Source organism: Cronobacter turicensis (assembly GCF_041222865.1).
In the GTDB taxonomy this organism is placed as follows: domain Bacteria; phylum Pseudomonadota; class Gammaproteobacteria; order Enterobacterales; family Enterobacteriaceae; genus Cronobacter; species Cronobacter turicensis.
On the sequence record NZ_CP165997.1, the window covers coordinates 3,329,936 to 3,345,100 of the forward strand.

At 58.4% G+C, this 15,165-nt stretch carries 17 protein-coding genes; 5 read left to right on the forward strand and 12 right to left on the reverse strand.

From position 1 onward, the window contains the following. Window positions 1-15 precede the first annotated feature (15 nt). Window positions 16-789, forward strand: coding sequence for a DUF2076 domain-containing protein (locus AB8W27_RS15955; RefSeq protein WP_012815500.1), 774 nt, complete (start codon window positions 16-18; stop codon window positions 787-789). Here AB8W27_RS15955 and AB8W27_RS15960 read toward each other — a convergent pair. The 3 genes from AB8W27_RS15960 to AB8W27_RS15970 are packed head-to-tail and all read right to left on the reverse strand — an operon-like array spanning window position 786 to window position 2,221. After that, on the reverse strand, window positions 786-1,241 hold the full coding sequence (locus AB8W27_RS15960; protein ID WP_007764839.1) for a YaiI/YqxD family protein: 456 nt from the start codon (window positions 1,239-1,241) through the stop codon (window positions 786-788). The genes AB8W27_RS15955 and AB8W27_RS15960 overlap by 4 nt on opposite strands. Then, window positions 1,241-1,696, reverse strand: a complete 456-nt coding sequence (locus AB8W27_RS15965; RefSeq protein WP_012815499.1) for a DUF421 domain-containing protein — start codon at window positions 1,694-1,696, stop codon at window positions 1,241-1,243. The genes AB8W27_RS15960 and AB8W27_RS15965 overlap by 1 nt, the downstream gene beginning before the upstream one ends. 9 nt (window positions 1,697-1,705) lie before the next feature. After that, window positions 1,706-2,221, reverse strand: coding sequence for a hypothetical protein (locus AB8W27_RS15970; RefSeq protein WP_012815498.1), 516 nt, complete (start codon window positions 2,219-2,221; stop codon window positions 1,706-1,708). A 111-nt stretch (window positions 2,222-2,332) separates the two neighbouring features. Between AB8W27_RS15970 and proC the strand changes: the two genes are divergently transcribed. Continuing rightward, window positions 2,333-3,142 (forward strand): pyrroline-5-carboxylate reductase, encoded by an 810-nt coding sequence (gene proC / locus AB8W27_RS15975; RefSeq protein ID WP_012815497.1) that lies wholly within the window; start codon window positions 2,333-2,335, stop codon window positions 3,140-3,142. A 37-nt stretch (window positions 3,143-3,179) separates the two neighbouring features. Here the strand turns inward: proC and AB8W27_RS15980 are convergent, their stop codons facing one another. The 4 genes from AB8W27_RS15980 to AB8W27_RS15995 form a co-directional block, all read right to left on the reverse strand. Next, window positions 3,180-4,598 carry a sugar porter family MFS transporter gene (locus AB8W27_RS15980; protein ID WP_041923259.1) on the reverse strand — a complete coding sequence of 473 codons (1,419 nt, stop codon included), beginning with the start codon at window positions 4,596-4,598 and terminating at the stop codon, window positions 3,180-3,182. 687 nt (window positions 4,599-5,285) lie between these two features. Continuing rightward, on the reverse strand, window positions 5,286-5,546 hold the full coding sequence (gene iraP, locus AB8W27_RS15985; protein WP_007764753.1) for an anti-adapter protein IraP: 261 nt from the start codon (window positions 5,544-5,546) through the stop codon (window positions 5,286-5,288). 223 nt (window positions 5,547-5,769) lie between these two features. After that, window positions 5,770-6,963, reverse strand: a complete 1,194-nt coding sequence (locus AB8W27_RS15990) for a multidrug efflux MFS transporter (RefSeq protein WP_041923258.1) — start codon at window positions 6,961-6,963, stop codon at window positions 5,770-5,772. 161 nt (window positions 6,964-7,124) lie between these two features. Next, window positions 7,125-7,826 (reverse strand): extensin family protein, encoded by a 702-nt coding sequence (locus tag AB8W27_RS15995; RefSeq protein WP_012815493.1) that lies wholly within the window; start codon window positions 7,824-7,826, stop codon window positions 7,125-7,127. Between the two features lie 144 nt (window positions 7,827-7,970). Here AB8W27_RS15995 and ddlA point away from each other — a divergent pair, with 144 nt between their 5' ends. Beyond that, a complete protein-coding gene (gene ddlA, locus AB8W27_RS16000) occupies window positions 7,971-9,071 on the forward strand; it encodes a D-alanine--D-alanine ligase (protein ID WP_012815492.1) in 1,101 nt (366 codons plus the stop codon). Between the two features lie 10 nt (window positions 9,072-9,081). Here the strand turns inward: ddlA and AB8W27_RS16005 are convergent, their stop codons facing one another. Continuing rightward, window positions 9,082-9,303 carry a DUF2754 family protein gene (locus tag AB8W27_RS16005; protein ID WP_007764661.1) on the reverse strand — a complete coding sequence of 74 codons (222 nt, stop codon included), beginning with the start codon at window positions 9,301-9,303 and terminating at the stop codon, window positions 9,082-9,084. Window positions 9,304-9,659: 356 nt separating this feature from the next. On the opposite strand from AB8W27_RS16005, the gene AB8W27_RS16010 reads away from it, so the two are divergent. Then, window positions 9,660-9,965 carry a DUF2755 family protein gene (locus AB8W27_RS16010; protein ID WP_012815491.1) on the forward strand — a complete coding sequence of 102 codons (306 nt, stop codon included), beginning with the start codon at window positions 9,660-9,662 and terminating at the stop codon, window positions 9,963-9,965. Here the strand turns inward: AB8W27_RS16010 and AB8W27_RS16015 are convergent. The 3 genes from AB8W27_RS16015 to AB8W27_RS16025 all read right to left on the reverse strand — a co-directional run bounded on the left by AB8W27_RS16015 (window position 9,962) and on the right by AB8W27_RS16025 (window position 13,095). Next, complete coding sequence (locus AB8W27_RS16015) at window positions 9,962-11,068, reverse strand: DUF1615 domain-containing protein (protein WP_041923257.1); 1,107 nt, start codon at window positions 11,066-11,068, stop codon at window positions 9,962-9,964. The two genes, AB8W27_RS16010 and AB8W27_RS16015, sit on opposite strands and share 4 nt — an antisense overlap. 96 nt (window positions 11,069-11,164) lie before the next feature. After that, on the reverse strand, window positions 11,165-12,385 hold the full coding sequence (gene sbmA, locus AB8W27_RS16020) for a peptide antibiotic transporter SbmA (protein WP_012815489.1): 1,221 nt from the start codon (window positions 12,383-12,385) through the stop codon (window positions 11,165-11,167). A 176-nt stretch (window positions 12,386-12,561) separates the two neighbouring features. Next, window positions 12,562-13,095, reverse strand: a complete 534-nt coding sequence (locus AB8W27_RS16025) for an isochorismatase family protein (RefSeq protein WP_041923256.1) — start codon at window positions 13,093-13,095, stop codon at window positions 12,562-12,564. A 198-nt stretch (window positions 13,096-13,293) separates the two neighbouring features. On the opposite strand from AB8W27_RS16025, the gene ampH reads away from it, so the two are divergent. Further along, window positions 13,294-14,451, forward strand: a complete 1,158-nt coding sequence (ampH, locus tag AB8W27_RS16030; protein ID WP_041923255.1) for a D-alanyl-D-alanine-carboxypeptidase/endopeptidase AmpH — start codon at window positions 13,294-13,296, stop codon at window positions 14,449-14,451. A 34-nt stretch (window positions 14,452-14,485) separates the two neighbouring features. Here ampH and AB8W27_RS16035 read toward each other — a convergent pair whose 3' ends face one another. Further along, entirely contained in the window at window positions 14,486-15,112 is a 627-nt protein-coding gene (locus tag AB8W27_RS16035; RefSeq protein ID WP_012815486.1) for a helix-turn-helix domain-containing protein, read from the reverse strand. Window positions 15,113-15,165: the final 53 nt, after the last annotated feature.

Consider the following 15,165-nt stretch of genomic DNA (forward strand, 5'->3'; position numbering starts at 1 on the left):
ACAGAGGGATGAATCATGCAATCTGAAGAGCAACGTCTGATTGACGGGCTTTTTGACCGACTCAAAGCCGCCGGTGAAAACAGCGCGCCGCGCGACGCGGACGCCGAACGCTGGATTGAGCAGCATATGCGCAACCAGCCTGGCGCCGCTTATTACATGGCGCAGACCCTGCTTATCCAGGAAGCGGCCATGAAACAGCTGAATGGCCGTATTCAGGCGCTCGAAGCCGAAGTGGCGCAGTTGAAACATTCAGCAAGCCGTCAGCAGAGCAGCGGCGGTTTCCTGGCGGGCCTGTTCGGCGGCAACAAGAGCGAGCCGGAAGCCCCGCGCCCGCAGGCCACACCGCGCGGCTCCGACCCTATTCCCGGCGCGCAGCAGTACCAGAGCGCACCGCAGGCGGGCTACGCGCCGCAGGCCGCGCCGGGTCAGTACAATAACGCTCCTCGCGGCGGCGGCTTTATGGCTGGTGCCTTACAGACCGCCGCGGGTGTGGCGGGCGGCGTGGTGCTCGGCAATATGCTGACCAGCATGTTCAGCCACAGCCAGCCGGAGGAGATCGTCAATATCATTAACGAACCGGCGCAACCGGCGGATAACAGCCCGGTAAACGCCGTTGAGGATTACAACCAGGCCGATGACAGCCAGTTCCTGAACCAGGACGCCGGGCTGCAACAGGACAACGGCAACGACTACGTGCCTGCCAGCAGCGACGAGGACTGGAATAACGATTTCGCCGGCGATGACTTTGGCGGCGACGATTTCGGCGGCGACGACGACAACTGGGTTTAAGCCTGACGCTTTTGGCCGCTGAGCCACTTATCAAGTTCAGCGGCGAATTGCTGGCGGTCGCGCTGGCTCAGGGCGTCCGGACCGCCGGTCTGGATGCCGCTGGCGCGCAGCGTATCCATAAAATCGCGCATCGTCAGGCGTTCGCGAATGGTGGCTTCGCTGTAGCGCTCGCCGCGCGGATTGAGCGCCACGGCGCCTTTCGCTATCACTTCCGCCGCGAGCGGAATATCTGCCGTCACCACCAGATCCCCCGGCTCGCAGCAACGCACGATTTCGTTATCCGCGACGTCAAACCCCGCTGGCACCTGGCGGGCGCGGATAAACTTTGACGGCGGCACGCGCAGCGGCTGGTTCGCCACCAGAATCACCGGCGTTTCGGTGCGCTCGGCGGCGCGGAACAGCACTTCTTTAATCACTTTCGGACACGCATCGGCATCCACCCAGACTGGCATTACGACTCCTGATTGTCGGCGGGAATAATGGAGATTTTGCCATTTTTCTCAAGGATGGCGAATTTTATCTCCTCCAGCCGGTCGATCCCCTGGCTGGTGCGGGCCGAGCTTAAAATATCGTCCCGCGAGATCCCCGCTTTCTTCATACGCGTGGTCAGCAGGCGGCCATTCTCCACCAGAATTAGCGGCGATCCGTCGAGCAGCAGATCGAGACGCGGAAACGCGTTTTTCACATAGCTCAGCAGAATATCGAGCACGATAAGCGTAATGATGGTGATTGCCGCCCCCGTAAACGAAAAGTCATTGCCGAGCAGCGCCTGTTGGGTCGCCTCGCTGATGATTAACAGCAGCACGAAATCAAACGAGTTCATCTCCAGCAACGTGCGGCGACCGGCGATTTTCAGCACCACCAGCAGCAGAAAGTACATGCCTGCGGCGCGCAATACGCTGTCCATTATGTTCTCCTACGGATAAACCCACTGGGTCAGATGCACCGGCGACGCGCCTTCCAGCGTCACGGTGGAGGTTAAGCGCCCGGCCGACTGCGGCTGCGTCACTATCCAGACGGCGTGGGCGCCATCGGGCGTCGGCGCGAAGGTGAGCGTCAGCGTGTGCTGCCCGGTATGGGTCACCACCGGCTGCGGCTGAAGCGTTTGCAGCACGAAGCGATCGGCAAAATCGCCGCCAAACGCCAGCGTGACTGGCTGATTTTTAGGCCCCTGAATGCGCAGCGCAAACGGCTCGTCGCTTTCGGCGCGCAGAAAACGCTGATACTCGACGGTCAGGCTTTTCTCCTGATTCGTCGCCGAGGTTTCACTCAGCCAGCCGTCGGAAAACCCGCCCAGCAGCGCAACCAATACAATTGCGAACAGCAGCCAGTTGCCGCCCCGCTGGATGCGCCATTCGATGCGCTGGGCATGCATATGCTCACGTACCGGCGCGTCGCGGCTGGCGCTTTCGTCAGAAACGATTTTGTCCATTTCCCACCTCCCGGATTCAGGATAAGCGTAGCCGAAGCCTTAACGGATTGCCGGAAAGCGCGTTAAGCTATAGCGCATGTGAATCTGGACGCGATAAAACGGAGTGATGCTGTGGAAAAGAAAACAGGCTTTATCGGTTGCGGGAATATGGGCAAGGCCATTCTCAGCGGCCTGCTGGCAAGCGGCCAGGCGCGGGCGGAAAACGTCTGGGTCTATACGCCGTCGGAAGAGAGCCGGGAGGCGCTCAGGCAGGAGTTTGGCGTAAATACCGCCTCCAGCGCGCAGGAAGTCGCTCAGGCGACGGACATCGTGTTTGGCGCGGTCAAACCCAACATCATGCTGAAAGTCATGAGCGATATCGCCTCCAGCCTGAATAAAGATTCGCTGGTGGTTTCTGTCGCCGCCGGGATCACGCTGGATCAGCTCGCGACGGTCCTGGGACACGATCGTAAAATTATCCGCACCATGCCGAACACGCCGTCGCTGGTGCAGGCCGGAATGACCTCCATCACCCCGAATGCGCTCGCCAGCGAAGAGGACATCCAGAATGTGCTCGCGATGTTCCGAAGCTTCGGCGAGGCGGAAGTGGTCGCGGAATATCTGATTCACCCGGTCGTGGGCGTCAGCGGCTCAGCGCCCGCGTATGTCTTTATGTTTATCGAAGCGATGGCCGACGCCGCCGTGCTCGGCGGCATGCCGCGCGCGCAGGCGTATAAATTCGCGGCCCAGGCGGTGATGGGCTCCGCCAAAATGGTGCTTGAAACCGGCAAACATCCGGGCGAGCTGAAGGATATGGTGTGCTCGCCGGGCGGGACGACCATCGAAGCGGTGCGGGTGCTCGAAGAGCGCGGGATGCGCGCGGCGGTGATAGAAGCGATGGCCCAGTGTATGGCCAAATCGGAAAAGCTCAGTAAGGGCTAAAAAGAAAGGGCTACCGCGGGTAGCCCTTTTTGTTGCTTCACTGCCCGATATCGCGCAGCTTCTTGCCCGCCATCAGGTTCTTTTCAATATGCTCAAGCGTGATGTTTTTGGTTTCCGGGATAAGCCAGAACGTGACGCCGACAAACACCAGGTTCAGCGCGGTATAGAGCCAGAAGGTGCCCGCGGCGCCGATATGGTCGATAAGCGTGAGGAAGGTGGCGCCGATAATCATGTTCGACACCCAGTTAGTGGTCGTTGAACAGGTAACGCCGAAGTCGCGGCATTTCAGCGGCTGGATTTCCGAGCACAAAATCCACACCACCGGCGCGGCGCTCATGGCGTAGCCCGCGATGCACATCATGGTCATGCCGACGGAAAGCCAGGAGATGCCGGTAGAGATTTCGCCATGGTCGACTTTCATCAGGCAGTAGCCGAGCACCAGCGTGCCGAGCGCCATGACGCTAAAGCCGATTTTCAGCGCCGGTTTACGGCCCGCTTTATCCACGGTGAACACCGCGATAAAGGTGGCGAGCATAAAGGTCAGCCCCACTACGACGGTGGCTATCATCTGCTCTTCGGTACTGGCGAACCCCGCCATCTGGAAGATTTTCGGCGCGTAATACATGATGATGTTCATGCCGGTAAACTGCTGCATCGCCTGGAGCAGCATCCCAAGAAACACGGCGCGGCGTACGTTGCGGTTGGCGGTAAACAGCGCCCAGCCGCCCTGCTTCACCTTCAGGCTTTCGCGAATTTCATTCAGTTCTTCACGCGCTTTTTCCGAGGTGTCGCGCAGCATTCGCAGCACTCTTTCCGCCTCGATGTTCATGCCTTTGGCCGCAAGCCACCGCGGGCTGTTGGGCAAAAACACCACCATCACCAGCAGAACCACCGCTGGCAGCGCCAGTACGCCAAGCATGGCGCGCCAGTTGCCGCTGTAGCTCAGCGCGGTATCGGAAAGAAACGCCAGCAGAATGCCCAGCGTCACCATCAGCTGATAGAGGCTTATCATTTTGCCGCGCACTTTCTCAGAGGCCATTTCAGAGAGATACAGCGGCGCGGTGTAGGAGGCGATCCCGACCGCCACACCGAGAATGACGCGGGCAGACAGCAGCACTTCCAGCGAATGGGCGAAGGCTGATCCAATCGATCCGATAATAAACAGCGCCGCGCCCGCGAGCAGGCTGTACTTACGCCCGAGGCGCGACGAGAGCCAGCCGTTAAACAGCGCGCCCAGCGCGGCCCCGAGCATCATGCTGCTCACCACCCACTCCTGGGCGCGGCTGCTTAAACTGAAGTGATCGGTGATAAAGGGCAGCGCCCCGGCGATAACGCCGATATCGAGGCCAAACAGCAGGCCCGCGACGGCAGCGGAAAAAGAAACAAACAGATTCATGCGGCGCGCTTTACGTTCCTGAGCGCTGGCAGCAGGCGTGACTTCACTTACCGAGGACATCTTTTTTCTCCCGTTAAAGGCAATCGGCCATTGCCATAACGGTAGTGGTAACGCCCGTAAATCGTCAGGCGGGAAACGCCGTAGATATGGATAAAATTGCTGTGGCATGATGTTTTGTGATGGAGGTTATAAAACCGAAAAATCGCTTCACCTCGCGATATAACCCCGAATGACGCGATTTAATGTGACACAGCACGATAATTTTTAAACAATGCATCTGCTATCCACCATTTATCTCATGGACAATCAGAGAGCTTTCTGTTTCTGTTCACTGCACGTGCTCCCTCGCCATTGCCTGTGCTGGGAGTACGCGCAGCCTGCGCCACGCCATCACCCGGACAGCGCACAAAAATCGCCATGCATTATTATGCAAAGCGCCAGGCGGACCACAAAATAAGCGTATAAGACAGGAGAGGATATATTTACGCGCCAGCGTATAACCGTCCTGATAATTACCAGGTTGAGCGATAAGAAAAAAGTATTAGCGCGACAGCGCGGCAGGCAGCCGCGTATTATCCACGCCACTGCGCTGACGCAGAAGAATAAAGAAAGGAATATCCGCAGGCGATGTATTTATTCCGGCAACAGTGTGTTAAGCATGCCGAAATAAACGCCTGCGGATAATACAACAGGTAAGCGTAACAGAATCCGATGACACTAAAATAACGCGGCTCGCCCGTTATACGCTCAGGTTCTGGGATGCCGCAGTAGCTTTTTTACGTATTGCTGAAGCAGCTCGGTATCACGCTGGGGCACGTTGCTTTCAGGCTGAACGCCGTCCAGCGCCCCTTCCACGCTTGCAATCAGCGTCTGTTGCGTCTCGTTGTCCAGATGACGCAGTAGCGCAGTGACGACAATTTCAAGCGCCTCGACCTGAGCCACTAACTCTTTAGATTCTTCTTCCTTTTCTGCCAGCTTGACCAGTAGTTCAGCTATAAGATTTTTCATCACTGTCATCCCGTGAAGGTGTTGGCAAGAAGTTATCATTACCCATTGAGGTTGCCTAGTGATCGCAGCGGCTTTTTTTACCATCGCATCGGTTTTGTGCGGCGCCACAGAAAATCGCCGTCAGCGAAACGTTTTACCGGCAAAATATGGCTGCGGAAGAAAAAAGGTTCACCGTCTGCTCTCACTGCGCCAATTAATTCACCGCCAGACGGCAGCGTTATTATTAACGGCGTGCGTTTTTTCTTAATTCCGTGCCGAACTGCCAGACGTTAATCAGCAACACGATTGCCGTGGCGATGAATACCCAGCGGTAACCTGCGGCGGCGGAGATCCCCGCTCCCATCAGCGGTCCCAGCACATTGCCGAGGTACATAAAGGACTGGTTATAGCCAAAGATACGTCCGGTCACGTTATCAGAGGAATATTTCACCAGCAGCGTCTGCACCGCCGGGAACATCGCGCCGTCGGCGAAGCCGAGCAGAAAGCGCAGCGCCGCGAGCTGCATCGGCGAGGTGACAAACGACATCGCGAAAAACAGCACTACCGCCACGATAAGCGTCGCCATCAATACCCGCGCGGTGCCGATGCGATCGCCTAATCGCCCAAGACGCGGCGCGCTCAATAATGCCGACACGCCTGGCACCGCCGCGATCATCCCGCTTAAAAAGGCGATATTGCTGCTGTCAGGCGTCAACTCTTTGATAAACAGCGCCAGAATGGGGCTGATGGAGCCGTTGGAGAGCTGGATAACCATCGTCGTGATAAACAGGCTCAGCACCAGCCACGGCGCCGGCAGGCTCGCGAACACCGCTTTGCCGCTCAGCTGTTCGCCTTTGGCAAGCGTCGGCCGCACGCCCTCTTTAATCAGAAACAGCGTCACCGCGAAACTTATCATCAGCAGCAGCGCGGTAATCAAAAATACCGGGCGCAGCCCGACGCTGTCGGCCAGAAAACCGCCCATCAGCGGGCCCAGGATCACGCCGCTTATCTGCGCGGTGGAGAGCGTGCTGAGCGCCCAGCCGCTGCGGTCGCGCGGCACCTGCGAGGCGACCAGCGCCATCGCGTTAGGAATATAGCCGGACGTCAGCCCCATCAGCGCGCGCAGCGCGAAGAGCTGCCAGACGCTGGTGGCGAACGCCTGCAATAAAATCGCCACCGCCATGCCGAGCGAGGCGCGCAGCAGCATCAGCTTGCGGCCTTTGCGGTCGGCAAGGCTACCCCAGAGCGGAGAGACGATAGCGGAAACCAGAAACGTGACGCTGAAGGTAAGCCCTGACCAGAGCGACAGCGCCTCGTGCGACTGCACGCCGAGCTCGGCGACATAAAGCGGCAGAAACGGAAGAATTTGACTGATGGCAAGGCCGGTGAAAAAACAGCCAAACCAGACGGAGATAAGATTAACCTTCCAGGATTCCATACGCGCAATATATCTAAATTAATGATGTGTCAGGGTATCAGGATGCGCCGCGGTGTAAGTGCGCACATGTGCGGCCTGTAATATTTTGGACGCTTATTATTAATATAAAATCATTTGTGACATTTATCACACCAAAGCGCGCCCCGCGCCGACGATTATCCTTAGCGGCAGATGCCGAAGCCGCGCATGCCTAAATGAAAATGGTTGGCGTGAGCGGCGTTGTAGTCCGGCCCGAGCGCGTTGCCGAAGTAAAGACAGCTCTGGCCGAACAGGGCGCGCAGGGTGTCGCCGCGCGGGCCGCTCTCCTTCCAGCCTTTCAGCACGCTTATCTGCTGACCGTTGGCGAACCGAAACGCGCTGACGTCCAGCGCATCCGCCGTCGCGTGTTCGCTTAAGCGGGCATTGGCGCGATGGTAGATATTGCGGCAGGCGTAGCTGCCGTAGTGGTCGATGCGCACCAGCGCGCTGCCCATCATCGACGCGCTAATCGGTTTCGCCTGCTGTTGTACATACATGGCGCTACTGAGCGCCAGCGGGCAGCTTGCCAGAAACGAGCTGCTGAGTTTCACCTCGCCGAAGCGTAGCACCCGCACGGGCGCTGCCAGCGGGCAGTCGCCCTTAGTGGCGTTCTGTACACGGTACTGGATCATATCCCGCTTACGGGCTTCATCGAGCAGCGCCAGGCACGCCTGTGGGTTATTCGCCATCTGGCGCAGTTTGTAGCGCGTCACCATGGTGGGCGGATCGAGCGGCGAGAGCGGCGCGAACGGGTTATACCAGGCCGGCAAATAGTCATACAGCCAGACGCCTGCGAGCGCCGTTAACGCCAGGGTTGTCACCATCGCTATCCCTTTTTTCGCCATGCCACCGCCAGAAAACCAGAGACAAAATCAAAGTATAACCGCTGCGCGCCACACCACGCCGCTGCGCGCCACGAACCACATGAATCCGCCTGCCGGGCGTGCTATGTTGTGGACTTTCGTCTGCTTTGAGGATGGGTTGTAAAAATGGCAAAACTGCGCGTGGGCATTGTGTTTGGCGGAAAATCGGCGGAGCACGAGGTGTCGCTTCAGTCGGCGAAAAATATCGTCGATGCGATTGATAAAGAAAAATTCGACGTCGTGCTGCTGGGCATTGATAAACAGGGCCAGTGGCATGTGAACGACGCGTCACGCTATCTGCTGAACGCCGAAGATCCGGCGCGCATCGCCCTGCACCGCTCCGAGAAAAATGTCGCGCTGATCCCGGGCCTCAGCCAGCAGCAACTCATCGAATCTGACAACCGCCAGGCGCTGCCGCAGCTGGATGTTATCTTCCCGATAGTCCATGGCACGCTCGGCGAAGACGGCTCGCTGCAGGGGATGCTGCGCATGGCGAACATTCCGTTTGTCGGCTCCGGCGTGCTGGGCTCGGCGGTAAGCATGGATAAAGACGTCGCCAAACGTCTGCTGCGCGACGCCGGTCTTGCGGTCGCGCCCTTTATTACGCTCACCCGCGCGAACCGCCAGCGCATCACCTTCGCGGAAGTAAAAGCGCAGCTTGGTCTGCCGCTGTTCGTCAAGCCTGCTAATCAGGGCTCCTCTGTCGGCGTCAGTAAGGTTAACGACGAGGCGCAGTATCACGCGGCCGTCGCGCTGGCGTTTGAGTTCGACCATAAAGTGGTGGTGGAAACCGGCATTAAAGGCCGTGAAATCGAGTGCGCGGTGCTCGGCAACGAGGAGCCGCAGGCGAGTACCTGTGGGGAGATCGTGGTGAGCAGCGAGTTTTATTCCTACGACACCAAATACATCGACGATCAGGCCGCCCGCGTGGTGGTGCCTGCGGATATCGCGCCTGACGTGAATGAGAAGATCCGCGCTATCGCGGTTCGCGCGTTCCAGGCGCTGGAATGTGCCGGGCTCGCGCGCGTTGACGTGTTCCTGACGCCGGACAACGAGGTGATCATCAATGAGATCAACACGCTGCCGGGCTTTACCAATATCAGCATGTATCCGAAGCTGTGGCAGGCGAGCGGTATGGGTTACCAGCAATTGATTACCCGCCTGATTGAACTGGCGCTGGAGCGTCATCAGGTCGATGCGGCGCTGAAAAGCTCCATCACCGGCTAAACGCCAGCCGTTACTCTTCCGCTTCCGCCGCGCTCGGTTCTTCCGGGCGACGGCGGATGATAAAGCCCGCTATCCAGAAACAGATAACCCAGGTCACCAGCCCCACCGCATAGGTTTGCCAGCCCTTCGCCTCAAATCCCAGCAGACCAATCACGCCATTCATAATAAAAATCAGGCCTATAGCGACCGCATAATAGTGCCAGTCACGGCGAATTTTGGCAGAGAGTTGCATGGTTACTCCGAAAGCGTCAAAAAAAGCATCTTCGCATATCGCGTCGTGCCTGTCTGTGGCCCGCGTCGCGCGGTGTGACGCGCGTTACGGTTACGCTTAAAGGGGTTTAAAAGCGTCAGTAAACTGGCGTAAGCGCACCGGTAATAACGCGTTGTGAGGCAAGAAAATTCCGAATGTTAAGCATTTATTAATTGAGTTACGGAAATGTGAGAATCGACATAATTTTGACATTCAGGAGTAATCTGCCCGCCAAATTACCACGAATCCGATATTGACAAATAAAATCTCCTGCCAAACTTCCCCTTGTAGCACCCTGGCGTGACGCCAGTACGAAGGTAAAATCCCCGGAGGTCTGTATGGCTGAGATATCGTTACCCAAACCCATAATCGCCGGGAAACCAGGAAGATCCACCGCGCTCGGCAACCTCGCCTACGCGCTGTTTGTACTGTTCTCTTTCTGGGTTGGCGCGCAACTCCTGAATGTCGTGGTGCATGCGCCAGGCGTTCTGGATAATCTGATGCAAATGCAGGAAAACGGCCGTCCGCAAATCAAAATGGGGCTCGCTGTCGGCACCATCTTTGCGCTGGTGCCATTTCTCGCAGGCTGCATCTTTGCGATGGTCATGGCGTTTTTCTTCCGCCTGCGACGTCGTCGCTTTTAACCTTTACTCATACAGCGTGCCCGACGGTCGTCCACACGCTTTGCAAACCACGCTGTGGTGAGCTTACGCGTGATCTTCGGGCTTTCCAGTTGAATACCCGGCAGTAACTCACGCGGTAATGCACGGCCCGCGCGTTTATCCGCCAGCGCAAAGACTTTTTTGTACAGCGCGCTGTCGCTGAAATCCTCGCTATCCCCTTTCGCCAGCGCCCGGTGGATCTCGCTCTCGCTCATATCCAGCCTGTCGGCAAGCTTACGCACCGCGTTTTCGGTAGCGCCCGGCTCGTTGCTGTCATAGCGAATCAAATCGCCATCAAGTGCCAGCTTCACGCCGCTCGCTTTACTGACCGCATTCTGAAACGCCGCGTTGCGGCTCGCATACCAGCCCGCGTTGAAATCTGCGAAGCGATAGAGCGGGCGCGAATAATCGACCGGATAGTTCAGCAGATGATAAATGCCAAACCACAACCCGCCGCGACGCGTAAAGACCTCCTGGCGCAGCGTGCCGTCAATGTCATACGGATAGCCGCGTTCGTGCTGCTCGGCAAACGCGATGCTGACCTGCATCGGCCCGCCGGTGTGTACCGGATTTAAGTTGCCAAACAGCGTCTGGCCGAGCGGCACCATGCCGATAAAATCATCGAAAATCGCGCTCAGCTCGCGCTCAGATTTCACGTTATCGAGCCGCTCGCTGTAGCTTTTGCCGTTGGGCGATTTGATGAGGAGCGCGGTGCGCACCACAAAGGCGGGAATGTGCAGCTTACCGGCGCGGCGCTCAATCTCCTTCCAGGCGATATTGCCAAGCCCCGGCACCTGCGGGTCGGACTGGTAATTCGATTCCTGCTCCGCCACCGCCAGCACCGAACAGATGTTCTCTTCGGTCGCCGGGATTTTCTGCGTCTCAAACGCGCGGGCGATGTCACGCGCCCAGCCGTCGCGGTCTTTCACGCTCGCCGGCATTTTTTGCTTTACCACGGCGCGCACGTCGAGCGGTTTCGCGCCCTTTTCGGTGGTCGTGGTCTGGCTGGTACAGCCCGCGAGCGTCAGCAGCGCGACGAGCGTAAGAGGACGAAAGCGGGCGGGCAAGACAAACGTGGCGGCCATGATAATCCTGTCTGGCGGGGTTCAGGGCGTTTACCCTGCCACGTTTTTGCCGCCGCGAAAAGCGGATCGCTCCGAAGACGCAGCGGCAAAACGTCCTTACAGCGCTTCCTGCGTTTCAGGTTCGAGGTCGGGTTTATCGTTCAGCGTACGCTCAAAGCTGCGCAGACGTTTGTAGATAGACATCAGTTCCACGAGTGTGGTCCAGGAGCTAATCAGATACTGGAATGCGCCGCGCACTTCGCCAAACACGTTACCAATCTGCGACATCAACCCCAGCGTAATCGACCCGGCCGCAATCGACGGGAACATCAAAAACAGGCCGAAAATCGCATCCACCTGCAGGTAGAGAATGCGGGCGATGTTGAAATAGGTGTAATGGAAGTAGAGCCGGAAATAGTTGTAGCGCACGTTGCTGAACAGCGCCTGCACCGTTTGCGGATCGGCGCGCGTCGGATCGTCTTCGCCGTAAACCAGCTCTTTACGATAGGCCGCCTCAACGCGCTGGTTGCGAAACTCCAGGCCCGGCAGTTTGATCCCGACCAGCGCCAGCAGGCCGGTGCCCATCAGCGCCCAGACGATCGCGGCGATCACCAGCCCGTAAGGCACTTCGCCCACGATCGGCAGTTCTTTCACGTGCGGCGAGAGCGCCACCAGCACAGGCAGGAAGGCAATCAGCGTCATCACGGCTTTCAGCAGCGACACGCCCATATCCTCAAGCGTGGAGGCGAAACGCATAGTGTCTTCCTGCACACGCTGCGCGGCGCCTTCGATATGGCGCAGATGCTGCCAGTGCGCCATGTAGTATTCGTTCATGGCGGTGCGCCAGCGGAAAATATAGTGGCTGATAAAGAAGTTATTCATCACGCCGACCGTGACGTAAATAAGCGCAATGCCCAGAAACACCATGATGCCGCTATAGAGCTGGCCGATTTTGACTTTATTGGGCGCGCCGAGCGCAGTCTGGATCAGATCGAAGAACGGCGCATACCAGGCGTTAATGGCGACGCTCAGCTCCACCATAAACCAGGTGACGAAGATCAGCAGCGCCGAACCCAGCACTGACCAGCGCTGCCAGCGGTGCGGGCAATAGACGCGCCAGAAGGCGGCGAACAGCCCCACGCAAAGCGCGTAGTAAGCGTAGAAAAGGATAAAATTGCCCGACCAGAAACGGGCCGCGCTGATGGGCAGTTCGCCCGCCACGCCAAACCGTTCGGCGAGCCAGCCGCCGCTCATCTGCCAGACGACGACGGCAATCATCGCCCAGATCAGCGCCGAAAGAAAAAAGGCGCCGGGACGAGGAAAAAAGGATTTAAACATCAATCACTCCTGCAAATATTTTTGTTTTTGCTGTTGCTGTATGGCTTGTGTCCTGCCCTCGCGGCAGGGGGTCTTGAGTGTAACGCCGCAGACGACGACGGCGCCGCCCGGAGTGTTTCCGGACGTGTAACGGCGCGCCAGCCCTCTGCGACGTGTTGAGACAAACCCCGTGCCGTTTAGTTCGCCTGCCAGGCGCGCAAAATATCGTCGGTAGCCACGACGCGCAGCGGGTTGTCCGGCACCGTCAGTGTGCTCCACACCGCGTTATAGTGATCGATAAGCACCGGCGCGGTCGCGGCGCTGCGATCGGCGGTGGTATGGGCGTCGCGGGCGATGGTCAGCTGAAAGCCGCGGCTCGCCGCCTGTTTGATGGTGGTATCTACGCAGTAGTCGCTGGCGCAGCCGCATACCACAAAAGCGTCAATATGGCGCTCGCGCAGCAGCGCTTCAAGGGGCGTGCGGTAAAAGGCGTCGCAGGCGGTTTTGGTCACGCGTAAAGCGTTCTGCGGCACGTTAAGCTCTGGCAGAAACGCAAACCCCGGCGAGTCTTCTTCCAGCCCGCCCGGCTCCGTATGCTGAATAATGATGACCTGCTCCGCGCCCGCCATCAGCTGATTGATGCGGGCGACGCGCCCTTCGCGGTCAAAACGCGGCGTGGCGAAAACGCCGTTCTGCATATCGATAACCATCACAACCCGTGGTACAGCCATCACGCACTCCTTTTCAGGGAAAGCAGGAGATTATCACAGGCGATACGCGAAGCACCGCTGGAAAATTTTTGCGCAAAAAAACGAGCTGTTACGCATCGTTACGTTTTTTCGGTCGTTGACGCGCTTTTCCGACCTTTGCAGATCCGCGCGCAGTAGTATAAATACCCTCTATTCTCGTTCACTGAATGGATTGCTTCGTTGAAACGTTGTCTGCTCTCCTGCGCCCTGCTGATAAGCGCAGCCTTTTCTGCGGCCCAGGCCGCGCCAACCTCGCCCGACCCGGTCTTCGCGTCCGATATCGTTGACCGTTACGCTAACCATATTTTCTACGGCAGCGGCGCGACCGGCATGGCGATTGTCGTGATTGACGGCAACCAGCGCGTGTTCCGAAGCTTCGGCGAAACGCGCCCCGGCAATAACGTGCGCCCGCAGCTCGACTCGGTTATCCGCATCGCCTCGCTCACCAAACTGATGACCAGCGAAATGCTGGTGAAAATGCTCGATCAGGGCGTGGTGAAGCTTGACGATCCGCTAAGCCGCTACGCGCCGCCCGGCGCGCGCGTGCCGACGTATCAGGGCGAGCCGATTAGACTGGTGAACCTCGCCACGCACACCAGCGCCCTGCCCAGGGAACAGCCCGGCGGCGCGGCGAAACGCCCGGTGTTTGTCTGGCCGACGCGCCAGCAACGCTGGGAATGGCTTTCCACCGCCACGTTAAAAGCGGTACCTGGCGCCACGGCGTCCTATTCCAATCTGGCTTTCGACCTGCTGGCCGATGCGCTGGCTAACGCCGCGGGCAAGCCTTACACCGAGCTGTTTGAAGAGCAGATAACCCGCCCGCTCGGCATGAAAGACACCACCTTTACGCCGTCGCCCGATCAGTGCAAGCGCCTGATGGTGGCGGAAAAAGGCGCCAGCCCATGCAATAACACGCTGGCGGCCATCGGCAGCGGCGGCGTTTACTCCACGCCAGACGATATGATGCGCTGGATGCAGCAGTTCCTGGCGTCCGATTTCCATCGCCGCAGCGCGCAGGCGGACCGCATGCAGACGCTCATTTATCAGCGCACGCAGCTTACGCGCGTCATCGGCATGGATGTGCCGGGCAAAGCGGACGCGCTGGGGCTGGGCTGGGTCTACATGGCGCCGAAAGACGGCCGCCCCGGCATCATTCAGAAAACCGGCGGCGGCGGCGGGTTTATCACCTATATGGCGATGGTGCCGCAGAGCAATATCGGTGCTTTTGTGGTGGTGACCCGCTCGCCGCTGACGCGCTTTACCAACATGAGCGACGGGATAAACGATCTGGTGACTGAACTTAGCGGCAACACGCCGCGCCAGACGCCCGCCCTGTAATCGCCAGACGGCGCCCCCGCGGCGCCGTTGTCTTTCAGTAATTGAGCGGCAGCTTATTCACCGCCACCAGCTTTCCCTTCTGCATTTCAATGTATTTGCCCTTGCGCAGCTCGGCCAGCACCTCGGCGATGACCGAGCGGGAAATGTGGGTGTGGTTCTGAATATGGTGAATGACGCCGACCTGGGCGCGCACCTCCGGGCTCCAGCCCGCCATCGTCAAGAGCGTGGCGCGGATCTGCGAATAGGTCGTGGCGCCGATAAACTGTGCGTCGCGCCATTCAAACCAGCGCATCAGCCAGGTCTGCCAGTGGCAGAAGGCTTTCCACAGCTGGCGGTGTTCGATGATATCGATAGCCCGCCGCACCGGCATACGAAAACCGCGACACGGCGTTTCGGTCACCAGCGTATAGCGCAGCGGTTCCGGGATCACCGCGTCGGAAAAGCTTAAATAGAGCGGCGAGGTCATTAAATCGACGTGAATATGATTTTGCTCACGCCAGACATTGAGGCTCCCTTCCTTAAAAAACCAGCACTGCTGCTCACCCTGCTCGTTGATAAACGAAAGCTCACAATGGGCGTCAATATCAAAAGGCGTACCTGCCGGGCCGAGATGACGCTGAAGGGCGTCGAGATGATGTAAGGGTTTGACCAGATCTAACACGCGAGATATCCATTTCAGGTGTGTTGGAGGGAACTGCCTGTCCGCGCGGGACA